The organism is Lacicoccus kunmingensis DSM 17847 (assembly GCF_059568765.1).
In genome coordinates this window covers 124,584-151,578 of sequence record NZ_JCANUC010000003.1, presented here as the reverse complement: position 1 = coordinate 151,578, position 26,995 = coordinate 124,584, and the positions used below count along the sequence as shown (strand labels likewise).

At 41.7% G+C, this 26,995-nt stretch carries 25 protein-coding genes; 11 read left to right on the top strand and 14 right to left on the bottom strand.

From position 1 onward, the window contains the following. Window positions 1-10 precede the first annotated feature (10 nt). The 3 genes from BO48_RS04920 to BO48_RS04910 are packed head-to-tail and all read left to right on the top strand — an operon-like array spanning window position 11 to window position 1,782. Window positions 11-307, top strand: coding sequence for a (2Fe-2S)-binding protein (locus BO48_RS04920; protein ID WP_496366299.1), 297 nt, complete (start codon window positions 11-13; stop codon window positions 305-307). Beyond that, window positions 282-620, top strand: coding sequence for a (2Fe-2S)-binding protein (locus BO48_RS04915; protein WP_496366298.1), 339 nt, complete (start codon window positions 282-284; stop codon window positions 618-620). The genes BO48_RS04920 and BO48_RS04915 overlap by 26 nt, the downstream gene beginning before the upstream one ends. Next, entirely contained in the window at window positions 607-1,782 is a 1,176-nt protein-coding gene (locus BO48_RS04910; protein ID WP_496366297.1) for an NAD(P)/FAD-dependent oxidoreductase, read from the top strand. Before BO48_RS04915 ends, BO48_RS04910 begins: the two co-directional genes overlap by 14 nt. A gap of 136 nt (window positions 1,783-1,918) precedes the next feature. Here BO48_RS04910 and BO48_RS04905 read toward each other — a convergent pair whose 3' ends face one another. The 3 genes from BO48_RS04905 to BO48_RS04895 form a co-directional block, all read right to left on the bottom strand. Beyond that, window positions 1,919-2,437 carry a helix-turn-helix domain-containing protein gene (locus BO48_RS04905; protein WP_496366296.1) on the bottom strand — a complete coding sequence of 173 codons (519 nt, stop codon included), beginning with the start codon at window positions 2,435-2,437 and terminating at the stop codon, window positions 1,919-1,921. Between the two features lie 16 nt (window positions 2,438-2,453). After that, complete coding sequence (locus BO48_RS04900; RefSeq protein WP_496366295.1) at window positions 2,454-3,941, bottom strand: aldehyde dehydrogenase family protein; 1,488 nt, start codon at window positions 3,939-3,941, stop codon at window positions 2,454-2,456. A gap of 136 nt (window positions 3,942-4,077) precedes the next feature. Further along, on the bottom strand, window positions 4,078-5,271 hold the full coding sequence (locus BO48_RS04895) for an amidohydrolase (RefSeq protein WP_496366294.1): 1,194 nt from the start codon (window positions 5,269-5,271) through the stop codon (window positions 4,078-4,080). Window positions 5,272-5,428: 157 nt separating this feature from the next. Here BO48_RS04895 and BO48_RS04890 point away from each other — a divergent pair, with 157 nt between their 5' ends. Next, window positions 5,429-5,941, top strand: a complete 513-nt coding sequence (locus BO48_RS04890; RefSeq protein WP_496366293.1) for an acyl-CoA thioesterase — start codon at window positions 5,429-5,431, stop codon at window positions 5,939-5,941. Window positions 5,942-5,968: 27 nt separating this feature from the next. Here the strand turns inward: BO48_RS04890 and BO48_RS04885 are convergent, their stop codons facing one another. From BO48_RS04885 to BO48_RS04870, 4 genes are all read right to left on the bottom strand, one after another. Continuing rightward, complete coding sequence (locus BO48_RS04885) at window positions 5,969-6,673, bottom strand: MOSC domain-containing protein (protein ID WP_496366292.1); 705 nt, start codon at window positions 6,671-6,673, stop codon at window positions 5,969-5,971. Window positions 6,674-6,708: 35 nt separating this feature from the next. After that, complete coding sequence (locus tag BO48_RS04880; protein ID WP_496366291.1) at window positions 6,709-7,191, bottom strand: immunoglobulin-like domain-containing protein; 483 nt, start codon at window positions 7,189-7,191, stop codon at window positions 6,709-6,711. Between the two features lie 64 nt (window positions 7,192-7,255). Then, complete coding sequence (locus BO48_RS04875; RefSeq protein WP_496366290.1) at window positions 7,256-8,686, bottom strand: IS1096 element passenger TnpR family protein; 1,431 nt, start codon at window positions 8,684-8,686, stop codon at window positions 7,256-7,258. A 408-nt stretch (window positions 8,687-9,094) separates the two neighbouring features. Then, entirely contained in the window at window positions 9,095-10,072 is a 978-nt protein-coding gene (locus tag BO48_RS04870) for a nuclease-related domain-containing protein (RefSeq protein WP_496366289.1), read from the bottom strand. Between the two features lie 211 nt (window positions 10,073-10,283). Between BO48_RS04870 and BO48_RS04865 the strand changes: the two genes are divergently transcribed. From BO48_RS04865 to nhaC, 5 genes are all read left to right on the top strand, one after another. Beyond that, a complete protein-coding gene (locus BO48_RS04865) occupies window positions 10,284-10,721 on the top strand; it encodes an acyl-CoA thioesterase (RefSeq protein WP_496366288.1) in 438 nt (145 codons plus the stop codon). A 551-nt stretch (window positions 10,722-11,272) separates the two neighbouring features. Beyond that, entirely contained in the window at window positions 11,273-12,241 is a 969-nt protein-coding gene (locus BO48_RS04860) for a glycosyltransferase family 2 protein (protein WP_496366287.1), read from the top strand. Between the two features lie 5 nt (window positions 12,242-12,246). Continuing rightward, window positions 12,247-12,654: a GtrA family protein gene (locus BO48_RS04855; protein ID WP_496366286.1), complete on the top strand. Its 408-nt coding sequence runs from the start codon at window positions 12,247-12,249 to the stop codon at window positions 12,652-12,654. A gap of 93 nt (window positions 12,655-12,747) precedes the next feature. Next, window positions 12,748-15,384 (top strand): YfhO family protein, encoded by a 2,637-nt coding sequence (locus BO48_RS04850; RefSeq protein WP_496366285.1) that lies wholly within the window; start codon window positions 12,748-12,750, stop codon window positions 15,382-15,384. A 187-nt stretch (window positions 15,385-15,571) separates the two neighbouring features. Further along, window positions 15,572-17,038 carry a Na+/H+ antiporter NhaC gene (gene nhaC, locus BO48_RS04845; RefSeq protein ID WP_496366284.1) on the top strand — a complete coding sequence of 489 codons (1,467 nt, stop codon included), beginning with the start codon at window positions 15,572-15,574 and terminating at the stop codon, window positions 17,036-17,038. 45 nt (window positions 17,039-17,083) lie between these two features. Here nhaC and BO48_RS04840 read toward each other — a convergent pair whose 3' ends face one another. The 3 genes from BO48_RS04840 to BO48_RS04830 form a co-directional block, all read right to left on the bottom strand. Then, window positions 17,084-18,154, bottom strand: coding sequence for a PepSY domain-containing protein (locus BO48_RS04840; protein ID WP_496366283.1), 1,071 nt, complete (start codon window positions 18,152-18,154; stop codon window positions 17,084-17,086). Between the two features lie 96 nt (window positions 18,155-18,250). After that, window positions 18,251-19,459: an MFS transporter gene (locus tag BO48_RS04835; protein ID WP_496366282.1), complete on the bottom strand. Its 1,209-nt coding sequence runs from the start codon at window positions 19,457-19,459 to the stop codon at window positions 18,251-18,253. Between the two features lie 175 nt (window positions 19,460-19,634). Continuing rightward, on the bottom strand, window positions 19,635-20,705 hold the full coding sequence (locus tag BO48_RS04830) for a PepSY domain-containing protein (protein WP_496366281.1): 1,071 nt from the start codon (window positions 20,703-20,705) through the stop codon (window positions 19,635-19,637). 216 nt (window positions 20,706-20,921) lie between these two features. Here BO48_RS04830 and BO48_RS04825 point away from each other — a divergent pair, with 216 nt between their 5' ends. Next, entirely contained in the window at window positions 20,922-21,383 is a 462-nt protein-coding gene (locus BO48_RS04825) for a hypothetical protein (RefSeq protein ID WP_496366280.1), read from the top strand. 57 nt (window positions 21,384-21,440) lie between these two features. Here the strand turns inward: BO48_RS04825 and BO48_RS04820 are convergent, their stop codons facing one another. Further along, window positions 21,441-21,971 (bottom strand): phage lytic cycle repressor MrpR family protein, encoded by a 531-nt coding sequence (locus tag BO48_RS04820; protein WP_496366279.1) that lies wholly within the window; start codon window positions 21,969-21,971, stop codon window positions 21,441-21,443. A 157-nt stretch (window positions 21,972-22,128) separates the two neighbouring features. After that, window positions 22,129-23,232, bottom strand: a complete 1,104-nt coding sequence (locus BO48_RS04815; protein WP_496366278.1) for a M24 family metallopeptidase — start codon at window positions 23,230-23,232, stop codon at window positions 22,129-22,131. A 109-nt stretch (window positions 23,233-23,341) separates the two neighbouring features. Between BO48_RS04815 and BO48_RS04810 the strand changes: the two genes are divergently transcribed. Next, complete coding sequence (locus BO48_RS04810) at window positions 23,342-23,944, top strand: hypothetical protein (protein WP_496366277.1); 603 nt, start codon at window positions 23,342-23,344, stop codon at window positions 23,942-23,944. Between the two features lie 20 nt (window positions 23,945-23,964). Here the strand turns inward: BO48_RS04810 and BO48_RS04805 are convergent, their stop codons facing one another. Both BO48_RS04805 and BO48_RS04800 read right to left on the bottom strand, forming a co-directional pair. Further along, the gene (locus BO48_RS04805) at window positions 23,965-25,950 is read right to left on the bottom strand and encodes an alpha/beta hydrolase family protein (RefSeq protein ID WP_496366276.1); all 1,986 of its coding nucleotides are present in this window, start codon (window positions 25,948-25,950) and stop codon (window positions 23,965-23,967) included. Window positions 25,951-26,017: 67 nt separating this feature from the next. Then, window positions 26,018-26,986 carry an ABC transporter substrate-binding protein gene (locus BO48_RS04800; RefSeq protein ID WP_496366275.1) on the bottom strand — a complete coding sequence of 323 codons (969 nt, stop codon included), beginning with the start codon at window positions 26,984-26,986 and terminating at the stop codon, window positions 26,018-26,020. Window positions 26,987-26,995: the final 9 nt, after the last annotated feature.

Genomic DNA, 26,995 nt, shown 5'->3' with positions numbered 1-26,995 from the left:
GGTGATCATTATGATGAACAGCGAAGATTTTACGGTATGCAGATGTGAAAACGTCACATACTCGGAAATACTGAAAGAGATTGACAAAGGCGTTAATAATTCAAGGGAAATGAAATTAAAAACAAGAGCAGGCATGGGATTCTGCAACGGCAGAACATGCGGGCATCTGATCAATAAAATTACAGAGGATACCGAGAATGAGTCACCGGTCTTTATTCACCTGAGGGCCCAGCCCCCGATACGCACAGTTTCATTTGAAGAACTTTCAGGAGGGCTGCTTGATGACGAGAAGAATATTAAACCATAAAGTGCTCGGTCCGAAGAAACATCATATTGTGCCGTTTGTATGGAACGGCGAGACTTACTACGGCGTTGAAGGAGAAAGCATAACGGCCGCACTGCTTGCGAATGATATACGGACACTCCGCTACCATGAAAGTGACGGCGCACCGAGAGGGCTCTACTGTAATATCGGCCACTGCTCTGAATGCCGGGTGACCGTCGACGGCAGGCAGAATGTCCGTGCATGTCTGACACCGCTTCAAAAGAATATGCATGTAGACAGACAGAGCGCTCTGCCTCATCTCGTGAAAGGAGGCGACGGAAATGACCCAATATGATGTAATCATTATCGGTGCAGGCCCTGCAGGGCTGAGTGCCGCCAATATATTGAAAGACGAGAAAAATGTTCTGATTGTCGATGAGTATTATCATTATGGCGGCAGACTGCTCGGCCAGCTGTATGAAGAATCGAAAGACAGCTGGTGGAACGGCATGGATGTCGCCCGCCGGCTCCATGATGAACTGGATGAAAAAATAACACTGCAGCTTGAGACGTCGGTATATAATACTGACAAGGAAGATGAGATATTTACTGTCTATACGAATAAAGGGAATTTTACATCTGATTACCTGATCGTTGCGACAGGCGCGAAGGAAAACTCTTATCCGCTTCCGGGCTGGGAGCTGCCTGGCGTCATGACCGTCGGTGCCGCCCAGGTGCTGACCAACTTCCAGCGAGTTGCTCCGGGGGAAGCTGGTGTCATTATCGGAATCAATCCACTATCGATGGTCATCGGCATGGAACTCGGCTATGCGGATATAGAAGTGAGGAAAATTTGTTTACCGGCAGAGAATAAATTTAATCTGATCACGCCGAAAGATGCACTTGGGACACTGATGGGGCTGGGTCAGTCCGCACCGTCAAAACTCTTATCCATTTCGGCAGCTTTAGGCAGCAGAATGTCAATGCTGCACGGACTCGCTCTGAAACTCTTTCCCTCGAAAGGTGTCAAAGCACTCGGCCTGCCAATTTCTTTCAAGGAAAGAGTCGTCAGTATTAATGGGACAGATAAGGTTGAATCGGTCACGATTGCGAAAACAAGAGCTGACGGCAGTGTCATCAAAGGATCGGAACAGGACATAAAATGCGATTTCGTCTGTATTTCAGACGGGCTTTCGCCGGTCAGTGAGATCACATCATTATTTAATTTGAAACACGTCTATCTCGAATCCCTCGGCGGATACGTCCCCGTTCACAGTGAGCAGATGGAAACCGATGTCGACAAACTGTATGTTGCGGGTAATATCACCGGCATTGAAAATGCCAAAGTTGCCATACTCCAGGGCGAAATGGCTGCACATCATCTGCTTGGAAATGAAAAAGACATCAAAAATACTTTGAAGCACATCAAAGAAGAACGTGAAAATGCCACAGTAAAATTCCATAAAGACCTTGACCAGGGCCGGGACAAGCTTCAGCTGTACTGGCTCGCAAAATAAACCGCACTGCATATGCAGTGCGGTTTTTTTAATGGATTCCCTGATTTCATTTTGTGCCATGACGGGATAAATATTATTTCAGCAAAAAGACCGAAGACACAATTAAATGTCATCGGTCTGAATGTTTCATCTCATTTTAAACAGAGTTGGATGATACGAGCAGTATTTTTGTCGGTTCTTCAGTATCATTATACCATTCATGTTCCACTTTTGAGTCAATATGAATGGACTCGCCGGTTACAAATGTTTTTTGTTCACCGCTTATGATGACCTCCAATGAACCGGAAAGAACATAGATGAATTCCTGTCCTCTGTGAGTATACGGTGAGTGCTGCGTCTCCCCTGCTTTTAGTTCTACAACTGCCGGGGCGAATATTGGATTTTCAATATCCCCGGATAGATCTTTATACGAAAAATTGCCATTCAGTGAAGACGCATCGACCGGGGCAGTCTCATTATCATCAAAGAAGAAGTTCACATTCACATCCAGTGCTTCAGAAATCTTTTTCAACGAAGTGAACGTCAATGTTTTCAAATCACGTTCAATCTGTGAAATGAAACTGATGGATAAGCCGCTTTTTTCACTCAGCTCTTTCAATGTCATTTTTTTATCTTTACGTAATTTTTTTAATTCTTCACCCAGCATCCCGCTCATATCATTACCCGCTCTCTTATGATCTGTCCATGTTAACGAACACACTCTTCACTTCGATATAGTTTGCAATACCGTAGTCTCCCCCCATATCGCGACCGATGCCGGATTGTTTATATCCGCCGAACGGCATTGTTTCGAGTTCAAGACCGAAGTCGTTGATCCATACCGTGCCCGCTTCAAGTTTAGATGCGATATAATGACCGTCTTTAATATTCTCAGTCCACACACTGGCAGCAAGACCGTAGTTGCTGTCATTCGCTCTCCCGATCACTTCTTCAATATCGTCAAACGGCAGAACGGACATTACCGGACCGAAAATCTCTTCTCTTGCAATCGTCATATCATCCGTAACATCGGTGAAGATTGTCGGCTCAACGAAAAATCCTTTGTCGCCGATACGCTTTCCGCCTGTAATCAGTTTCGCACCTTCTTCTTTGCCTTTCTCGATATAGCCGAGGACGGTGTCCAGCTGTTTCCTGGATACTAATGGTCCGATATCCGTTTTTTCATCCAAACCGTCACCAACAGTGATTTCCTCGGCTTTCTTCTTCAGTGCATCAACCACTTCATCATAGATGTTTCTCTGGACGTAAACCCTTGTCGTCGCACTGCAGTTCTGGCCTGAGTTATACATTGTTCCATCTAAAATGCCTTCTAGTCCTGCATCAAGATCCGCATCTTTCAATACGACAGCCGGTGATTTTCCGCCGAGCTCCAAAGTGATTGATTTGATATCTTCAGCAGCTTCTTTCATAATGTTGCGGCCTGTATTTGTTGAACCGGTGAAAGCAATTTTCGCGACGTCTTTATGAGTGACAAGTGCATGACCCGCTTTATCACCAAAGCCCGGCACAAAGTTGACCACGCCGTCAGGAAAACCTGCTTCTTTGAACAGTTTGGCAGTATACAGTATTGATAGCGGCGTATCTTCCGCTGGCTTCAGTACGATTGTACAGCCTGCCGCAAGCGCTGCCCCCATTTTCCAGGCCGCCATAAGAAGCGGATAGTTCCACGGAACGATTTGAGCCACAACACCCATCGGCTCATGCACAGTGTAAGTGACGTAATTCGGATCTATGTTTGTTGTCTTGCCGAAAATCTTTGTTGCCCACCCTGCATAATATCTGAAATGCTCTACTGTACCATCGACATCGTCTTCGAGTGCCTGCTGATACTTTTTACCGTTATCCAGTGCTTCAAGCTGGGCCAGTTCTTCACGGTTCTCTTCCAGCAATTCTGCAAATTTGTAAATCAGACGGGCACGCGTCGCGGCATCCATCTTCGTCCACTCTCCATTATCGAAAGCCTCTTTTGCTGCTGCGACTGCTTTATCGACATCTTTTTCTGATGCTTCACTGACTTTCGCAATAACCTCTTCCGTCGATGGGTTCTTCACTTCAAACGTCTTGCCGCTTTCAGAAGGCACATACTCCCCATCAATATATAGGCCTTTGTCCCCTTCTAAAAATTCCTTAACTTTTGGTTTCAATTCAATTGATGACATCCAATCCCACTCCCCATTATTTTATGTGAAATATTCATGTCTAAATATTCCGTTAACTGAATTATATGTGATAATAAATAAAAAATCAATCAAAATTTCACTGTCAGTAAAATTTTGATTGATTGAATATCAACTGTTATTCACTTTGAAGTCTGGAAAGTACGACTTCTCCCAGTACTTTTGCACTGATCAATAATGACTTTTCATTAATATCAAATTTCGGGTGATGGTTAATATAAGCATTTTCCACGCTTTCGGGTTTCGCACCGACATTGATGAAGGTACCCGGTGTTTTCTGTAAATAATATGAGAAATCCTCCGAGCCGCTTGAAGGGTCATGATGAGCGATATTTGTAATATAGCCGCCTTCACTTTCGGATAATATTTCTTCAACTTTCTGCGTTTTGTCCGGGTCATTGTATAATACCGGAGAGTCATAAATATAATCCAGATCACACGTCACACCGAATGCTGTTTCCAGTCCATTTAAAATTTTCACCATTTCATCATGGATGGGTACTTTATTTTCCTCTTCCATATAACGGACCGTCCCGCGCAATGTCACTTTGTCCTGAATGACATTTTGTCCGCCCGGCGCTTCAAAAGCTGTCACCGATACGACGGTCGTATGTTTCGGGTTCATTCTTCTTGAGACAATCGACTGCACCTGCGTAACGAAATGCGATCCTGCAACAATAGGGTCTATCGTCGTTTCCGGCATCGCACCATGGCCGCCGCTTCCCTGAATATGCAGGTTGAAATTTGACCGGCCGGCCATCGCATTGCCTTTGACCAACCCAACTTCACCCGTTTCATACATCGGGAATAAATGGATGCCGTAAACTTCATCCAGGTCATCCAGTATTCCGGAAGCGACAATGCTTTTCGCACCGCCCGGCGGCACTTCTTCAGCATGCTGATGAATCAGTTTGATTGTACCGTTCCACTCGTCTTTAAGTTCAATCAATGATTCACCGAGTGTCAGCAGGTATGCTGTATGTCCGTCGTGACCGCAAGCATGCATCACGCCGTCATTTTTAGATTTGAATGGCACATCCGTTTCCTCTGTAATCGGCAGCGCATCAAAGTCTGCCCGGAGACCGATTGTTCTGCCCGGGTTCTTACCATTTATCTCAACGACGATACCGTTCTCTCCTTCGATACCTGTTGTCACCTTTACATCTCTATCTTTATAGAAATCTGCAATATACTGAGCTGTTTTTTCTTCCTTGAACGACAGCTCCGGATTTTCATGAAGATAACGTCTTATTTCGATCATCCGGTCTTCTTTTTCTTCCAGTCTGCTGAACAGCTTCTCTGTAATTGACATGACTATCCCTCCATTTACTGATAATTTAATTGTATACCTCTGTAATAATAAGTTCAATTAATATGTTACTTAATTCACATATTAAGCGGTGCCACGGTACAAATTTTTGTGATAAGATTGTAGTTATATAAAATTTAACAACTTAGGGGTAGCTAAAATGACTGTCTATAAAAAACCGATGAGCTTTTCCAAATCCATTAAATCGACACAGGTTTTTCCTGAGCATACCAATCATTTGAACACCATGTTTGGCGGAAAAATATTGGCGAACATTGACGAAATTGCTGCGATTGCTGCGATGAAACATGCTGAAACAGACTGTGTGACTGCTTCCATCGACTCTGTCAACTTTTTAAAGCCGATACGTGCCGGTGAAATCGTGACTTATGAAGCATATATTTCGCATGTCGGCTCTTCTTCGCTCGAAGTATGTGTACAGATTAAAGTGGACAATCCTTACACACATAAAAGTGACCTGGCAGTGCTCAGTTTCCTGACATTTGTTGCTGTGGACGAATCCGGTAAGAAAGTTGAAGTTCCAAAAGTCTATCCGACAAACCAGCACGAGGAATGGCTGTTCAAAACGGCGGAGGACCGTATCCAGAAACGTCAGGATCAGCGGATGAAAAGTAAAGAAACAATCGAATTTTTAAAGAGTATCGAAGAATAAATAAGGCGGCGGCAAATTGCCGGCGCCTTATTTGTTTGGACCGAAAACTCTCGGTTCTATATTCTCTGGTATACCATCCAAGCGTTTCTGCAAAGATTTCTGCCAGCTTTCAGCTAAAAGTTCGACATCCCTTAAGCTTGCAGTGAGCCCATAATTTTCTTCCTGGTTGTACATCACTTCGTTACACGCATCTATCGTCCATTCGGGATGCGGCCTTTCCAACAGACGGAAACCGTCCCCTGCCCGCACTTCGCCTTCTTTAACTACCCTGAAGTACCAGCCCGTTCTTCCCGAGCTTTCAATCTTTAAGGCTAAATCGATGATGCGGTGTTTTCTTGCAGGCCGCCAGCAAGGTCTGCGGGGCTGGGATACTTGTATTTCTGTTTTTCCCAATTGAAAAATATCACCGATGCAGACATTTGATTCATCAAGACCGACTACAGCCAGGTTTTCACCAAAAGCGCCTGCCTCCATGCCTTGTCCAAGTTCGTTAGTCCATTCTTCATAATGGTCGATATTATAGCAGAACACTGCTTTTTCTGGTCCGCCATGATTACGTTTGTCCCCGACTTCATCATTTTGAAAGCCTGTCTTTGTCAAATATACACTTTCGTCCGTTTTTCCACGATAAATTGCAGTCGTCCATTCCTGATCCATCTTTTTTTGCGCATTATTATCTCCATATGTCTTTGCTTTACCCACAAATAAATATTTCAGTTTTCCCAATTCCATGGCAAACGACCCCCAATGAATATCTTTCATATTCATTATACAACTTTAAATTCATCTGTTAACCAGAATACTTTCTCATCATTATGAAACCTGAAAGCTTTTACAATACGGTATGCCCCCGGGTCCGGATTTAAAGAATAGTCCGTCGGATCGATTTTAATCACTTTGGTTTCATCAGGAGATATCACTTTGCCATAGTTGTCAAAGGCTGAAAAATCATTGAAGACTGCATCATCCAAAGCAAGCATATACCACTTTCCGTCCACCTTTTTCTCAACATAGAAAAATTCTCCGTAACCGAACATGGAATCACCGGCGTTTTCAATGCTCAATTCAATTGTTAATCCCGAGCGTTCCTGTACCGGGTTTGTGACAATCATTTCGAGACCTTTATTCGACCCCGGCAGTTCCTGCCTTGGACTTGGGTCTTCAAGCAGCTCGGGCGTAACCGGGCTGATTACAACATTTAAAATAAATGGAGTGAGAAATAATGCGATGAATATTGAAAATTTTTTCATTTTCAATCACCTTCTTCACTCCAATTATAATATACAGACAAAAAAAGACGAAGAGACCTTCGTCTTATTTATCCACTAATTTTGGATCTTCATCATTAAATTCCGTGAGTGCATGCTGCCTCGAAAATAACCGTTTAAGATGCCGGTTGATGGCACTTTTAGGATACCTTATTTTATAATTCGACAACCTTGCAAACTCTGCGGTTTCTTTATATTTTGGATTGTCCTTATCCTGTAAAATCATGTGAAGTCTGTCAAATTCCTCGATGCCTTCCGACTGCTCAATCGGACTTGGACCACCATAATCCACGATTTCGGGATAAACATCTTCATCCTTTGAAATAAACTCCACCAGCTCCACTTTGTGATGCCACTTTGCTTTGTAATTGTAAACGTAACTGACAGTGCCTAATTCTGATAAAAAAGCATCCACCTGGGTGTAGCTGGAAAGTAGGACCCGCTTCTTTTTCGGCTCTCCCGTCCTATCTTCAGAATACACACGGATAACGTAATTATCATTTAAAAATTCAGCATAAAACTTTTTGCTCCAGCCAAAAGCGATTTGAATGATCAAGTGCATCTCGTAGAAATTCAGCCGGGTCGGAATAATCATTTCCCGGAAAATAATATCATTGCCGCCGACTAAAGAAATCCGGATCTTATACGCATTATAAGAGGACTGGTTTTCTTTATTTCTCAAAATATTATTTTTATAACGCTGATTTTCCACTTTTTTTAAATTGGTTTTCCTGATTGTTTTCAATACTTCAGGATGGGATATCCCATAATCATTTTCCATGACGATAATCAGGCCGTAGCTGACGAGCTCCTGATAATCCTGAATATTATTGTAAAAAGGATAATCATTTTCTGCATGTTTTCTTATGACTTCAAATGCTTCATCAGATAAGGACAGCAGAATTTCTCTGATTTTCGCCTTATCAGTCAGCAGACTCTTCAAATCATTGACATACACTTCTTTTTGAAGAGATGCAGGCGAGTGTGAAAGCGCTTTCGAAATTTCTTTCAGCTGAGTGATTGTTATCCCCATCAACAACTCTTCCAGATGCATTTCAGAATATGACATCAGGATGGTTTTCTTAAGCGGGCTGAGATTATTCAGCCAGATCATATCTTTATCATTTTTGTTGAGCTCTTCAATCAGACTGCGAAGCGTCTCTTCATGCACTGCGCCCTGGCTGTCATTGAAAGGTACTAAGAGATATTGTTCAATTAAAAATGGATACTCGTCATCCGACAGCTCAATTGTATAATATCCATCCTTCGCTTTAGAAGACTTTAAGGTATTTATGAGTTTAAGCTCCTGTGCACTCAACTGCTCTGCCACCCAGCTGATATGATATGGATTCGTAATTTCCCGGTACCGGTAAACCACAAACTCATCAATCGATTGATATGCCCTCTTCCGCGTCTTGCTCAGCTCCTGCAAAGCATCTTCTGTTATGAATTGTCTGTAAAATTCTTGAATCCCCATAATTTGGCCCCCTTTGTTGCATCTAACGTCCCCTTTACAATCACTTAATATAAATGTATCACAAATTGTAATGATACACTACTGATTTTTGTCTATTATCTGTTAATTCTGATTATTCATTGAGGTTGGCAGGTGGAGATGTTGTTATGCAATGATTTATGAGGCGGTTGTGCCGTCGTTTCAGAGCCATGGCACGGCAGACCACATTTCGTGCCGTCGTTTCAGAGCCATGGCACGCCAGACCACATCTCGTGCCGTCGTTTCAGAGCCATGGCACGGCAGAGCACATCCCGTGCCGTCGTTTCAGAGCCATGGCACACCAGACCACATCCCGTGCCGTCGTTTCAGAGCCATGGCACGGCAGAACACATCTTGTGCCGTCGTTTCAGAGCCATGGCACGGGATGACTCATATAGAAGTATTTCGATGATAACGTGATGCTTTAGGTCCATTTTTAACTGCATCATCGTAATCATAATACTTAAATTTATAATAGGTTTTAGAGCTGTTGGAGATTTTCTCACAATATTTATTCATCATTCTTATAAGCGTTCTTTTGCTCACCTGCTCTCCCAGCAGCATTTGCAGTTTCTGTCTGGTCATTTTGTCATGACGGAATAGTGCCTGGAAATCACTGAGGCCACGGATGATATGGCTTTCTTTTGATTCACGGCACTTACATTTCCTGCAATATGCATAATATTTTTGAACATCCAGGTCGAAGCTGGCGCATGAACTGCAGTACAGCCCGCGCCTCAGGCCATCAATATCTGCCCTCTTATCAAAATATGGATTGCCGATGATTTTCTTATATATTACCCGGGCAATTTCCTTCGACTGTTCTGAAATTCCGCCGGCCCGGAAACTTTTCAAATATTCCTTAAGCTGATTTCTCATTACAACCATCGCTCTCGCCCGTTCATCATCACAGTCAAACTGCAGATCAAGATTCGGAAATATGATCTTCCCCCGTACATCAAAATTCATCCTGGCTTCATACCTTATCTTTTTAATTTTTCCCATCGCCCGCTTCAACTGGCTGATGGCATCTTCTGTCACTTCAAACTTCCCGCTGAACCACTGCCCGTCCATATAAGAATAAAAGCCGCTGTAGTTTTTTATTTCATTGACCGTTACGGAATTGCCGTCAATGATAATCGAGTCAAACTGGGCAACAGCATCACCTGCTTTTACATAAATGTCCCGAAAAACAATCAGGGCTTCATGGCCTGCTGCCTCCAGCACTGTGTCATAATGCAGCTCACCTTCGTACCCGCCTTCCAACACGGATAACAACCTTACATCTTTTGAATCCATTTCAGCTCTTCTGCTGAAGGCACGCATATACATCAATTCGAACGGTACTCTTCTCTCTGTTAAAATCATACCTTTCCTCCTTTAAATAAAGTTCCTCTCACTATATATATGCCAGAAAAGTACGGTTTTGATTTTTTCTCACTTAATATTACAGTTTTTCTATTTCTGCAGCAGTAATTCAACTGTATAGGAATTAATTTACTAAATATGCCAGTTACGAAAAATAGGACGGATGATATAATGAAGGATAAATCAGATGATAGGAAAGGACGTTTTTCATATGGAGCAAGGTTATACTTCGGAAATAGAAGTTCAGGTGATGTACGCAGATACAGATATGATGGGCGTTATTTACCATGGAAATTATCCGAAATGGTTTGAGATGGGCCGGATGCAACTGATCACTGATATCGGTTATGATTATCTCGCAATGGAACGTGAAGGATATTATGCACCGGTTTATAATCTGGATATCACTTATGTAAAGGCGTTGAAATACGGCGACCGCGCCTTCGTCAGAACGTGGGTTAAAAAGAACACAGGAATGAGAACAGATTACGGCGTCGAAATCGTTAACGGCAATGGTGAACTGTGCACTTACGGCACGACAACACATGTCGTGGTGAAAAAAGTGGATGGCGAATTCAAACCGGTGCCGTTTAAACGCGTCTTTCCTGAATGGTTTCAAATATACGAAAAAATTAAAGTGGACGAGTAAAATCTCATCAATTATATACCGGCGCCTTTATACACCGGTATATAATTATACTCACTTTTACTTGTGCAAGCCTCCCTCTATGTGTAATTGAAAATAAAGGGAGGTTTTGATATGTCTGATCCAAATAACGAACTGTTCGAACACGATACTAAAAAAGGATTTCCAGAATCAATCACTCAATTCACTGCCTCTGCATTAATGTGTTTATCATAATTTCTGTCCCTGGACATTATGGACACCCTCCGTAAATTGATATCTTCCCATTTTCTAGTCTAACTTCATCCATGTTCATATGATACCTTCTTAATGATTGTGAGTTGGACTGGATGATTCAACCCTATGATAAGGGTTTTTTATGCCTTTTAACCCTGAGTCGGCGGCAGCGTGTCAAAATTACCGGATAATTTATCGGATATCTATTGATATTTTTAAAATAATTTTATCCAATGCCAGTGAATTTATATGAAATATGAAAGTATATTTTCTTGACAGGAGTCTGCGCCTGTATTCTAATAAACGTACAACAAAAAGTGAAAATCGGGGGGATGGCTGTGGTTAAAGTAGGACAAGGTAAAAAATTGATTACGATTTTGATTCCTGCTTATAACGAAGAAGAAGTTTTAGATCAACTGATCAATCGTTTAGAAAATGTTAAAGATGCAAATACACGTTACAATTTTGAGTTTTTATTTGTTAATGATGGAAGCGAAGATCATACACTTCAAATTTTGAAGAAATATAATGTCACTAATCAATATATACGATATGTAGATTTGTCCAGAAACTTTGGCAAGGAAATTGCAATGCTTGCGGGTTTTGATTATTCAAGAGGAGACGCAGTGGTTATTATTGACGCTGATTTACAACAACCGCCCGAACTTATTAGTGAAATGATAGAATGCTGGGAAAGAGGATATGAAGATGTTTATGCTGTTCGTGAAAAAAGAGAAGGCGAAGGGCGCCTGAAAAAATGGACCTCAAAATTATATTATACATTGCTGCAAAGAATGTCGAGTGAAAATGTATATCCTTTTGCAGGTGATTTTCGATTGCTTGATAAAAAATGTATTGAAGCATTACAAGAGTTAAGAGAATCGGAACGCTATACAAAAGGCATGTATGGGTGGATTGGTTTTAAGAAAAAAGAATTGAGTTACATTGCGGATGGCCGTGCAGCGGGTGTTGCTAAGTGGAGTTGGCTACAGCTGTTTAAGTTAGCGATTAATGGGATTACGTCTTACAGCACCGTTCCACTGAGGGTGTGGTCTTATATCGGGTTTATCATATCATTTTTAGCATTTTTTACTTTAACATATGAAATAGTTAAAACAATTATTTTCGGATCAGATGTGGCCGGCTACCCGACATTGATTGCTTCCGTTCTGTTTCTAGGGGGACTTCAATTAATTTCTTTGGGGATTATTGGAGAATATTTAGGAAGAGTTTTTGTTGAAACGAAAGGCAGGCCCCCTTATTTTGTCAGAGAAAAGTCTGCCGAAACGATAAATTTAAAGGACTAGTTTTCATGAATTGGTTTAAAAAAATATTTATAAAGGATCAAGAAATATTTAAATATATCCTCTTTGGTGTTTTGACGACAGTTGTTAATATAGCTGTCTTCTTTCTTTTTGATACTGTATTGAATTTTTCTTATATTATAGCAAATGCCATTTCAATTATTGCTGCTATTCTATTTGCTTTTTTTACAAATAAAAAATATGTTTTCAAAGCCAAATCCCAGTCATTCAAACTTGCTTTTAAAGAGTTTTATTTGTTTGTAGGTTTAAGGTCGGTTTCAGGTTTATTTGATATGTTAAGCATGTGGATGCTCGTTGATTTCATGAATTTAGAAACCAATCTCTCTAAAATTCTCACACAATTTATAATTGTTGTTTTAAATTATATATTTAGTAAGTTATATATTTTCAGATGAAAAGGAGGGTATACAATCTCTTTTGATAAGCAATTATTAAATAAACCTGTTTCAAAAATAACATTTGGCTATTACACACTATTCTTCTTTATTATGTGTATTGTTATTTATAGTTGGTATTTCATATCGGGCGGATCTTTTATATGGGAAAGCGATGGTTTCACACAACATTTTCTGTTATTTCATGAATATGTGAAAATTTTGCAAGGTGTGCTGAGAGGAGAAGGTTTCCCAGAATGGGATTGGTCAATTGGAGCAGGCGCGGATACGATTACTTCGTACGGCTATTATGTAATAGGAGACCCGTTCGTTTATCTGGGAGTGTTTTTCCCGGAAAGTTTAAGTGAATTTTCCTTTCATTTAATAATGTTTGTGAGAATGTGGTGTGTTGGACTCAGTTATCTCATTTTTGCGAAGAAATTTAAAGTTTCACATGGTGCTGCTTTACTGGGTGCGTTGATGTATACATTCAGTTTTTTTGTGATTTATAATACAGGTCGGCACCCCTTTTTTATCTTGCCGTTAATTTGGTACCCTCTGCTTTGTCTGGGAGTAGAAAAAATATTGAGAAGAGAATCAGGCTTACTGTTCAGTATAATGGTAGCAGTCAGTGCAATCGTTAATTTTTATTTTTTTTACAAGCTGACCATATTAGTCTTTATATATGGAATTATACGTTACGGAATGCTTTATAGATTCAAAGACTTGAAACAATTAGGGTATTCTTTTGGCCGTTGTTCGTTACATTACACTGTTGGTGTGTTGATGGGAGCAGTACTCTTTTTGCCAATGGTTGATGGCTTTTTAAATGCATCCAGAAGTACAGATGGAACAGCAGTTGATCTCTTTCTTTATCATGGCAGTTACTATTTATCGTTAATACATAATCTCTTTGTCCCTGACATATACTTATGGACTGCCGGTGGATTTTCTATTTTCACTTTATTTACTGTTATCTTTTTATTCAAAACTAAAAAGAACAAAAAATTTTCAAGCCTGATGCTTCTGATTTTAGGTGTTTTTCTATTGTTTCCTTTCTTTGGATCATTTATGAATGGCATGGCTGGACCGTATAATCGTTTTAGTTTTGCCATCCCTCTGTTTATCGCTTTTGCAAGCGGTCAACTTTTGGAAGAACGGGATAAGTTGCAAGTAAAAGATTTGCGAATCGTTGGATATATTTTGATAGGTTTCACTTTTATTTATGGAAAGGCAGCAATTGCGGAAAACATGTACTTGTATTATGCTTTCCCAGTGATTTCAGGATGGTTCATCTGGTTCATATTGATGTATGAGAAAGTAAAGAAAAAAAGAGCAAATAAAATTTCTGTCATTATAGTGGGATTAGTTATATTAAATTTGATGACTAACGCAACGAATTTTTATTACCCATATGGCAATAATTCAATATCCAGAATGGTTGAATTAAACACTTCAGCAGATCGTTATGAGAATTTATTCGGCGGTGTTCAAAACCTTCTGCCTGAAGATGATTTGTATCGGGTAGGCGTCACATCACAGGACAATCATGTGCGTAATCAATTTATCTATCATGATTTAAAGGGTTTAAGTTCTTATCTCTCCATCACCAATGGTTCTCTAGCTGAATTTGCTGAGGAGATGGAGCTCTCCTCCTACCAAATCATTCAACCGCTTCGAAATGGTATGGATAACCGTCGAATAGCGAATCATTTTTTTAACATTGAATATATCCTGACGGAGGAAGACAACGCATCATATCTTCCATATGGCTACGAAATTGTGCACCGGTCAAATGATAATCCAGCTTTTATTCTTGCAAAAACAGAAGCTGCTTTCCCATTTGCATATGTTGAAGATAGAATCATCACAAGAGAAAACTTTTCGAAGTTAAATCCGCTTGAAAAAGAAACTTTTCTGACACAAGGTGTTGTATTAGAAAACAATCAAAATGTTGAAGGAAGAGAAATTGAGAAAGCAACAAATGAACACATCAAAGAAGTTGAATACCAAATCGAGTATACCGACCCCGGTCTTTCAACACTAGATAAAAATCTAATAGAGGTTACAGAGAATGAAGCACGTTTAAAAATTAACCTTGAAAACGCAGATGAACTTGCAGGTCACGATATATTTATTTATCTGCAAGGGTTAGAGTATGAAACTGCCGACGTCCCTTTTTATATGGCTGATGATACAAGTTATGATATTCGTTTTTCATATGAAGACCGTGAAAAGTCTTTACGTCAATCTGATAAATATTCATTCAGTACATATTTTCACAGGGAAAATATGTTTGTTAACCTTGGACATACTGATTCGGGAACCGATGAGATGTCTATTCAATTTGAGGACACTGGAAGATATAATATCAATGACATTACGATGTATGCATTGCCTGCAGATAAAAAAGTTGATCGGCAAATTGCTGAAGAAAAACGGGAAAATGAATTAAATATTAAAGTTTTTGAAAATGAACGTATTGAAGGGACTGTTCAAAGAGAAGAACCAGGGGTCTTAGTTACAACAATTCCATATGAAAAAGGATGGAATGTAACGGTGAATGGAGAAGAAAGAGATACAGTTCAAGCCAATATCGGATTTATCGGTGTCCCTTTAGATTCAGGAAATTCTGAAATCGTATTTTCATATCAAAGTCCGTACTTGAAATTAGGAGGTATACTCAGCTTAATTGGTATCTTTTTATTAGGGTTAATTCAAGTAATTCGTAAGAAAAATAATTCATCCTAATTGATATTCATTATTATGTTATATTCTCATTATAGGTATCTTCACTATAATGAAAAAATTAAAATAGACAGTTAAAAAACGGTCCAAAATACACCGGTTCATTTATACACCGGTGTATTTTTATACTCGTTTTAGCTTGTGCAAGCGCTCTCGCTATGTATAATTGAATAGAAAAGGGGGATTTTACATGTCAAATGATGAATTATTTGAACACAAAACAAAAAAAGAATTTAACTTTTTTCTGGCAGTGATTCCACTCATTGTTATGGTCATATCAATGCTCTATGCAATAGTGGTCCTTGAAACCGACCCGCACCTGCCGTTGATCATCGGCACCGCAACCGGAATGATTGTTGCGATAACAGTCGGTTTCAAATGGGATGACTTGGAGGAAATGATGTATAAGGGGATACGTCTTGCATTGCCTGCTGTAGTCATCATTATGCTCGTCGGTCTGATCATCGGTTCGTGGATCGGCGGCGGCGTTGTCGCTACGATGATCTATTACGGCCTCATGATCATCAGTCCGCAATATTTCCTGGTGACAATACTTATAATCTGTGCGATTGTTTCACTTGCGATCGGAAGCTCATGGTCCACGATGGCAACCATCGGTGTTGCTGGAATGGGGATCGGAATGAGTATGGGCATCAATCCGGCAATGATTGCCGGCGCTGTCATTTCCGGCGCTTATTTTGGAGATAAAATGTCGCCGCTGTCTGATACGACCAACCTGGCATCCGGTCTGACGAACACTGATCTATTCGTACATATCAGACATATGCTGTACACGACAGTCCCCGGCCTGATTGTTTCACTGATTGTCTTCTTCATCATAGGAATAAATGTCATCGGCACCGGCACTGCTTCACCTGAAGATATTCAGGCAATGATGACAAGCATGAATGAGAACTTCGTAATCAGCCCATGGCTTTTATTAGTTCCTGCATTAGTTATAGTATGTATTATTTTTAAAGTTCAAGCCGTGCCTGCTCTGGTTATTGGGGTTGTACTCGGGTTTATATGTAATATCTTTATCCAGGGAGATGCATTTGCCGACGCTGCATCAATTTTGATGAATGGCTATGTATTGGAATCCAATAACGAAATGGTCGACACGCTGTTCAACCGCGGCGGACTGATGGATATGATGTACACAGTTTCACTGACTATTGTCGCCATGACTTTTGCCGGGGTGCTTGAATATACGGGCATGCTCAAAGCAATCATGCAGCAGATTCTAAAAGTGGCTAAAGGTACTTTTGGTATCATTACTGCAACAATCGCGTCTTGTTTCGCGACAAACGTGACATGTTCAGAACAGTATATTTCAATAGTTGTGCCTTCAAGAATGTACTTACGAACTTTTATAGAACATAACCTGCATTCTAAAAACTTATCACGTTCCCTTGAAGACGGCGGAACATTAACTTCAGTGTTCATACCATGGAACACATGCGGAGTGTTCATATACGGTACACTCGGCGTTGCAGCTTGGGAGTATGCGCCGTTTGCGATTCTTAACTTCACAGTGCCTGTAGTGGCAATCATCTTGGCTGCAACAGGATTTGGTATCACTAAAATTTCAGACAAAGAACGTGATGCTTATCTTGCGAAACATTATCCAGAAGAACATAAAACTGCAGAAGCATAAAATTAAGTCCCGGCAATTTGCCGGGACTTTTGTCATCTGTTTCTATTAGTCATCCTGCTCCACTTTGATCACTTTTCCGGTTGTCGCATGAATTTCAACTTCGTATTCTGAACCGTTGTAATCAATTTCCACATCAAATTCTTTATCTTCTTTATCCAGATCCCATTCATCCACGGTACCGCCGCCGACAGCCTCAAGAGCAATGTTCAGCGCTTCCTCGGATGACATGTAATCTCCATCGAATTCGACGTTGTTCGTATACTCGCCGCCGGATGTATTCTCCTGGTCGACATCTGTCACTTCACCTGTCGTTGCATTGATTTCGACATCATATTCAGAGCCGTCATAAGCCAGTTCAATTTCATAATCGTTGTCATCTCTGTCGAATTCTTTGCCAGTGACCTCTCCGCCGCCGACTTTATCTTTAGCAGTTTCCACTGCTTTGTCCATACCGATGGCGTCCGCGTCAGCAGCTGATGCTGCCTGCTCATCAGAATCATTTGAGCTCACTTCCTCGTCTGACTCATCATCCTGATCGAAGTCTTTTATTTCACCTGTAGTTGCGTTGATTTCAACATCGTATTCAGAACCGTTATGCACCAGTTCAATTTCGTAGTCATTGTCTTCTCTGTCGAATTCCTTATCAGTGACTTCTCCGCCGCCGACTTCGTCTTTCGCGATTTGTACTGCTTTATCCATGCCGATGAAGTCTGCGTCAGTTTCTGTCGTGTTTTCTGACTGGTTCTCTTTCGTCTCTTCCCTGTCGTCATCTTCACGGTCAATTTCTTCTTCTGAGATACTCAGATCATCAGCGTTGATTTTCACTTCATACTCATCTTCGCCGTCTTCCATTTCAATATCATAATAATAAACGCCGTCATCTTCATCGAGTTCCACTTCTTTCGCAACACCTTCAAAACGTTCGCTTGCTGTGTCAACCGCTTCCTGAACGGAATATTTGAACTCATTTGTTTCTTCAGTCTGGACATTCGCAACACCTGTGTTATCCTCATCCGACCATTCCAGCTTTTCATCCGCACTTGCCGTTGAACATGCGCCAAGCACCAACGCTGAAGCCAGAGTACCCGCCATTAAAGTATATTTATTTAGTTTCATTTTCTAACTCCTCCTTGTTATCTTACTTATATAATAACCAGCCAAAACTAAAGGCCATTTAAAGTAAAATTAAAGAATGATTAAAAAATGAAAATATCATTTTAATTCGGATGATATCTGCTTACTTTTAAGTCTTATCGCAAGTGTAACCAGCACGAAACAGAGCACCGCCGCCACAAGATTTACAAAGACGACCCCGGGCCAGTAATGGCTCGCCCAGAACAACCCCGCAAATGTCCCGAGGAGCGAGGCACCGACATAATAGAAGAACAAATATAACGAAGAGGCCTGGGCTTTATTTTCCTCAGCATTCCTGCCGACAAGCCCGCTCACTACAGAATGACTTGCAAAAAAACCGTACGTGAACAGCGAGAGCCCCAATATGATTGTAAATACGCTTGGTATGAATAATATCAATATACCGGCCGTAAGTATCGACAACCCCAGGTAAAGCACCTTCTCCTGTCCGAGACGGGCGACCAGACTGCCATTTACGGTCGAGCTCACTGTGCCGATCAGCAAGATGAGGAAAACCCAGCTGACAATCGACTGGTTGATGCTGAAAGGATCACCGAGCAGCACAAACGTCACATAGCTGAACAGGGCAATATTCATTCCCATCAATAAAAACCCGACGCCGAACAAACTGACCAGCACAGGATTTTTCATGTGACCGATGAGTGTCCCGAGCAGAGACCCTGCAGACAATTTTTGTGCCCTGAAATTTTGTGATGGATTCAGCAATTTCCAAAAGATGATTGTTGCGATGACGCTGATCAGACCGATGCTTAAAAAAGCGATCTGCCAATTGAACACATCCCCCATCAAACCTGAGAATACGCGTCCGAACACAGCACCGAGTGAGTTTCCGCTGATATAGAGTCCCATCATAAGCGGCATACTGCGCGGATGGATTTCCTCATTGATATATGCCATGGCGATGGAAGGCACTCCGGCGAGGACGACGCCCTGCAGTGTTCTTAAAATGAGCAGCATCGTGGAACTTTCGCCGCTTAACGGCGTGAGTACACAAAGCAATGATGCCGCAAACATGGACCCCACCATTATTTGCTTACGGCCGACCGCTTCTGAAATCGAGCCGAAAATAATCATGCTGACGGCTAAAGCAAGCGTCGTCAATGTCAGGGAAAGACTCGAAGTTGCAGGCGTGACGTTAAATGATTCACTGAATTCAGGCATGAGCGGCTGTGCAGTGTACAAAATTGCAAAAGTATTAAAACCGGCGGCAAAAAAAGCGATCGACACCTTGTTGAATGCCGGCGTCCCCTTTTCTATAAAACCCATTAGCAGCATCTCCAATAGTATTCTGTTAATTATCATGCTACCACTACACAGTTTTATAGTAAATTACAGTTGCTCACAGCAGGCATCCGGCATCGTTTTTACGCCATGTCGGGAAGCTTAAAGTTAATTTAAAAAACCGGCAATCTCTTATATAATCTGCCGGTCTTTGTATAATTCAGTCGTCATGATCAATATCCAATACTGCCCCGTTCAATGCACTGATTTCCATTTCAACTTCCTGGCCGTTTGAGTTCAATTCAATTTCATATTCCAGGTCTTCCTCATCATATTCCCATTCGATGACGATGCCTCCGACTTGGTTCAGTGCTATATTGATTGCAGCTTCCGCTGTCAATATTCCATTTTGATAATCGGAAGTCTCCGCAGTTTCGTCTGACTTCTGTGTCTGATCTGCAGACTGACCGGCGCTCTCTTCTTCAGGTTCAGCCACCTCTTTCTCGACAGTCTCCTTTGTCTCCTTCTGTTCAGTCTTCTCCTGCTTCTCTGCACCATCTTTGTTGCCGGCCGGTTCTGACTTTTCTTTCTCTTCAGCGTCTTTGGCGTCCTGCTGACCGGTCTTTTCTGATTTGCTGTCTTTATTCTTCAACTGCTCTTCAGGTTTTTTATTCCGGGCCTTCTTATCATCCGATTCTTTTTCACCTTTGCTGCCGGAACCGTCGATTTTATCTTTCTTTTTCTCATCCTTTTGAACTGTCTTATCCAAAATGTCTGCCGTTAAAGCATCGATTTCGATTTTAATCAATTCATCGTCCGCTTCGATAAGTATTTCATATTCATCGTCCTCAAGTTCCCAGCCGGTGATTTCCCCGTCCACTTCGTCATCTGCAATGTCCAGTGCCGCTTCCGGCGTGATTCTTTTAACACTGTTCAGCGGATCATCACTGTCCGCATCACCTTTTTCCAGTTTGAGCACTTCCAAATTGTCAGCACCCACTTTACTGTCGTACCTTATGTCGCCGTTCACTATTTCTATTTCATAATAATAAACGCCGTCATCTCCGTCGAGTTCCACTTCCACCACGGTGCCTTCATACAGCGAATTGATCTTATCCACCGCTTCCTGCGGTGTATGATCCAAGTTGTTGATTTCCTCTGCAACATGGTTTTTAGCTTCACCCTGGTTGTTATTATGTGTCCACTCCAAATCCGTATCGGCATTGGCCGTCGTACAGGCTGAAAACAGCAGTCCCGCTCCAAAAGTGATGACTCTCAGGCAGTTTTTCATATTATTACTGACCTCCCCAATTATTCTCCATTCACTTCACTATACCTCACATGTCCTAAGGGATACTTAACGACTTATTAAAACTTGATTAAAATGATCAAGAATTTTGACTTTTCTAAATATTATCTTTATATTTATTTCGGTTTATGAGATAATTGACAGTAAGTGGATCAAACGTTTATGAATTACAGCAGGTGATAGGAAAGGAGGAACATGATGAGTCGTGTTTCCTGGGGGATGCTAGTTTTCCTGGTCACCATCATTCTTACAGGCTGTAGCAGTGATGATGACTTCAGCGGTCGTACGTTTACGATCGTTGATAATTCAACTCTTCTCGAAACAGAGGAACAGGCGAATTTACAGGAAGATACTAGAAGAGTATTATTGTCACTCACATTCGATTCAGGAGAAGTCACCATTAATTCACACCAGAATTTAACAGGAGAGTATAAAATAGTTGATGACCGGCTGGAAGTCACTTTAAGGGATGACAAAGGGGATATCACTTTAGTATTTTCTGATCTGGCATCAAGTGTTGAGGAGAACGTCAAGTATACAGCGGAAATTTCAGATATAGATTATTCTTTAAGCGAAGCAGACGCTCTTGCTCAATTGGAATTCATGGCTTCGGATAATACTGAAGGCATGATGGTTTCTTTTGAAGAGAACACCGAATGACAATAAAAAACGACCTCCCGCGAGGTCGTTTTTAACGTCAGGGCAGAGGCGGCACTTTCATTTTTCCATCTTCCAATTCAATTTGAACCGGACATTCAATACAGTCCCTGAATCTACAAATGTAATCGCACTCTGACTTTTCCCGGCCATATAATGGTTCAGGATATTTTCACATCGTTTTATCGTGCTGTCCTCTATTTTGCCGTCCGAAGCCGAATTGCTCCCGAGTTCCAACGGTTTGAATATATAAGGAGACTCTTCATATTCGTAGAGATCCATATTATCCGAATTCCAGGAACAGTCCAGATAGAACGTCTGATGATCTGCACAAATCAGATCTTCATACAGTTGTTCCGAAATCTCAATTTTACGGTATGACTTTATGCCATCCTCTTCATTGCATAAAGTCACAAAAAATTTGTCATTATCTATTTCTATGGATGATGATTTCAAATTTTTTATCTCTGAGTAGCCATCACCTCTAATACCTTCGAGCAATGCTCTGTAAATTGCGATATCAGAATCATTTTCGACTGTTAATACGAAGTTATTAAAATCATCTAAATGATACATATAACTTTTATTCATCAAAATTCTGATCCTCCGTAACATTTTTATTTTTACCACCATATATTATATATTATTCCACAATATATTTATACAGATATACATGGATTTCATCGATTTATCAAAATAAAACACCATCAGCCGTAACAGCTGATGGCGATTCATAATAATAACCATACTATTTGTGCAATATAATCTGATCTAACTCTTTTGGAAATTTATTGAAATTATGCGTTTGTTCTCCGATATAAAGAGCATCTTCGATTCTTACACCGCCGAAGCCCGGCTGATAAATTCCCGGCTCCACTGTTACGACATGACCAATTTTAAGTTCTTCTTTGTTGTCACTGTCGAGGGATGGCTGTTCGTGCAGACCGTAACCCAGTCCGTGTCCGATTCTGTGCGTGAAAAACTCGCCGTATCCGGAGTCGTTAATCACATCTCTCGCATGTTTATCCACGATATTCATCGCGGTGCCATGGACCGCCGCCTTGATGCCTGCAAGATTTGCTTCATATACCGTATTGTAAATATCTTTTTGTTCGTCCGTCGGTTCTCCGATGATGAATGTGCGCGTCATGTCAGAAACATAACGGGATTCTGAAATGATGCCGAAATCGATCAGCAGATAATCACCCTGCTGCACTTCGGTGTCCCCTGATGAACCGTGGGGCAGTGCGGAATTTTCGCCAGTCAATACGAGAGGCCCGAAGGACACATCCATTGCTCCGTATGCCTTTAATTTTCCGACAAGATAATCAGCGATTTCCTTTTCAGTCTTCCCGATAACACCATCTTCCGTTAAATCAAACAGTGCTTTCTCTGTAATATCCACCGCTTCCTGAAGGTGCGCCTTATCCTCCTCATTTTTAATGCCGCGCAACGCATTGACCGCCGCATCCACCGGACGGATATTATCAGCAGTATATTCTTCGCGCAGTTTCATATAACGGTCATATATAAGGTGCCCGCCTTCAATACCTATTGATTTGTCCTGACCCTGCCCGATCTGTTCAAATAACATCTTGAATGGATCTTCACCATCACGGTGCGGCAGATGATTGACAACAGTTGCCGTCTCATTGACGATTTCCTGATCCAGTGCAGGATACATCATTGTCGTTTCTTCTGATTCCGCATCTATAATCAGAGCGAGCAATCTTTCATGTGGATCTATAAAGCATCCTGTGAAATAAAAAATATTAGTCGGATCCGTAAGTATGACTGTATCAATGTTTACACCTTTGACCAGCTTCGAGACTCTCTCTTTAAAAATTGACATTAGATTTTTCATCCTTTACTTCATCATTTTGATCAGTGCTTCTTATTTATATATATAACTTTTTCATGGTATCATTGTAAATAATGTGACAAATGAACGGTGGTAATAAATGAAACGTTTTTATCGAACATTAAATAATCTGCATTTCAAAATAAACGACAGTTTTAAGCTTCCATTTTTGTTCTCATTCTCACTCTTGACAGGTTATATTCTAATCGTCGGTTTCAGCAGCTATTTAATCGGCTACGATCTGATCAGTGACAGCCACACTTCTGTCACTGACGATTTCTTTATATTATTTCTGAGAATGATATTGATCATTTTATTTATAAACTTTAATATATTATTCCTATATTTTTTAATAAGGTGGTTCAGGCATAAGAGGCTGCCGCTCAGAGTGATCTACTCCTATTATGCCATCTTCAGCACCTTCTTATTTTTAATATCCATCATACTGTTTATCAGTATTTTATTTTCATACTATATTCTCGGGATACAGACCGATCACCTGGTATTGTTCTTCGGACTGACCATACTCATCCTGCTTACTTCAGCAAACCTTTACCCTGCATACTTCCTGGTGACCGCTTTAAAAGATGAACCGGTGGATATCTTCTGGGCCATCATCCTGTGTATACTCGGAATTCACACTTTCAGCTTCATTATGTTCAGAATCTGGAACAGTATCCACATATTCCAGTTATGGCTGTAAATCTGACTGCCAGAAGAGATTTATCGCGCCTTGTCTTCCAGATACTTATCAAACCATGATGTGAGATGCTCGAGCCTTTCCACTCGCAAGCTCGGCTTGCCCGTCCTCGATAAATTATGATCTGCTGCAGGAAACCTGACAAACCGGGTTTCCTTTTTCTTATACTTCAGGGCGATGAATAACTGCTCGCCCTGCTCCACCGGACAGCGGTAATCATGTTCGCTGTGGAGTATCAGCAGCGGTGTGTTCATCTGATCCACATACTTGATCGGGGAATGATGCCACATCGTCTCTATATCATTGAAATCCGCCTTGATCTGCCAGTCGCTGAAATAATACCCGATATCCGAAACCCCTCTGAAACTGACCCAGTTGGAAATGCTGCGCTGAGTGACGGCTGCTTTGAACCTGTCCGTATGACCGACAATCCAGTTTGTCATAAAACCGCCGTAGGAGCCGCCCGTCACACCCAGATTATCCGTATCAATCCAGTCATGCTGTGCCGTGATGTGGTCGACACCCGCCATAATATCCTTAAAATCACCATTACCATAGTCGCCTCTTACAGCATCGACAAACTTCTGCGAGTAACTGTGAGACCCTCGTGGATTTACATAGAGAACAGCATACCCTTTCGCTGCAAGCACCTGCATTTCATGAAAGTAGGTATTCGCATAAAATGCATGCGGTCCCCCATGAATATTCGTCACCATCGGATATTTCGCACCTTCTTCATAACCCGCAGGTTTCATAAACCAGCCATGCACCGTCGTGTCATCAAAGCTCTTGTATTCAACCGCTTCCGGCACTACGAGCGCTTTCTCTTTCACAAACTCAGCGTTGACAGCAGTCACCGGTTTCAGCTCTTCATTTTGTAAATCGAACTGATAAAGTTCGCCCGGATGATCCGGTGTTGAAATCGTTAAATATGCATAATCCTTACCGGCATCCATGCCGTATATATGATGCGCTCTTTGCAGCAGCGGCCTGATTTCTCCGTTCACATTGCCGGTGTACAGGTTTACACTGCCATTTTCAGACACAAGGAAAAGAAAATCTGTATTTGAAATCCACACCGTCGGATTCATTTCGACGGACTGCTGGGTATCGCCTGCCACATAATCCCCGACCGGCTTATCCAACCTGCCGGTAAGCGGTTCAGACGTTCCCTCCTCTAAATCGTAAAGTATCATTTCCGCATGTGTCGCATTTTCGAATTCACGGCCGAGGTGCGTCATCAACATATGCCTGCCGTCCGGGCTGACATCGGTTTTTATTACATAACCCTCACCTTTAATGATTTCCTCACTGTTTCCGCTGCCTTTTTTAATGAACAGCTTCTGAGAAAAGTTGAAATCCCTGTCCTCGCTTTCATCTGATGAAAAGATCACCGTGTCCCCGCCGGCACTCGCATGGAGAGTATAGTTCTCCTCTCCGGAAAAAAGTGTAATGACCTCTTTTGTTTCCAGGTCCAGCGATCTCACCGACTGGTATTTCTCTTTTAAAAGCCCGACACTGTCCGCCTTATACTTCATGCGGTCGATGACGACAGGCTCAGGAAACTTATCCTTATCATCCTGTTCCCCCGCCTTCTCCTGCTCACTCAGCTCATTTTCCGTCAGCGGTTCACTGGACACATGATAATAAATTTTTCCGCCATCCTTTGAGAACAAAGCACTGTTTACGCCCTCTTTTTCGCGCGTCAGCTGCTCCCTTTCTCCGCCGTTCAGGCCGATGAGGAAAATTTGCGGTTTATCATGTTCCCCTTTTGCTATAAATAAAGACCGTCCGCCATTTGGCGGGTGCACCACATTGGAAATACGTTCTTTACTATAACTGATCTGCGTGCTCTTTTTCCCGTCGAACTTGAATAGGTTCGTCACATAATCATTGGATGCCTCATCCAGATAAGTCACTGAGTATGTAGCACCTTCACCGTCCGGAATCACCGTAGGCGCAGAGACTGATTTTATTTCGAAAATATCTTTTATTTCAACCTTAGACACAAAAATCCCCCTTATCTGTTTTATCCATTTTAACATTAATAAGGGGGATATTTGAGCGATAAGGCAGTCAGCGGCTCAGGCATGCTGAAATCTCAGCAAGCCCCTCTGTAATTCTCGGCCCCGGCCTTGTGATGATATCCGGGTCCACCGCACACTGTCTGTCTTCAGATTCTATTGTCATATTTTCAATTCCCGGGAACTCTTTCACTTCATCATTTAAACCGGCCGTATCCACGCCGCTGACTGATATGATGTAATCCGGATCCCTTTCTATTACCGTTTCGATGCTGACACTTGGAAAGCCTGTCAGATCGTCAAATGCATTATTTACGCCCACTTTTTTAAGGGCATCATTTAAAAAAGTATTCCTGCCCGTTGTATAAAATTCAGGGCTTCTGCCGATTTGGATGACTGCATCGTAGGACACGTCTGTGTGTGCATTTTGAGCAGTGGCTTCAATGTCATTTTCTAGGGACTCGGCCGCTTCATCCGCTTTTTCATCTGCGCCGAGAAATCCGCCGATTTCCTTAATAGTCTCAGGGATTCCGTCGACCGTCTCCGCGTCTTCCACGTAAAGCACTTCTGCATCCGTTTCATCTGCGATCTGTCCCAGTACACCTTCATGCATGGCCCTTGAGGATTCGTGGGAGAGTATGTGTGTCGGTTTTAAAGCCAGCAGCTGTTCAATATCAAACTCGAATGCATCGAGCGTGTCTACATCCGGATCTTCTGTCAGCGTTTCAGGATATGTATCCATCGTTGTAATACCGACGATGTCGTCATTCATATCCAATGCATCCAATATTTCCGTATTGCTCGGAATCAGTGACACAATCCGCTTATTATCAGAAAAAGACCCTGAACTGTTTAGCTCAGAGCCTGCGTCGCTGCTTAGATCCGAATCAGAGGATGTCGGCTCCTGCTGCTCGGAAAAATCATTTTTATCTTGCTGCTGTTGCTGCATCATCATCATACCGCAGCCGGACAGGTTCATGATCAGAAATATCATGACCAGCGGCTTTAAAACTTTTTTCACATTAACACT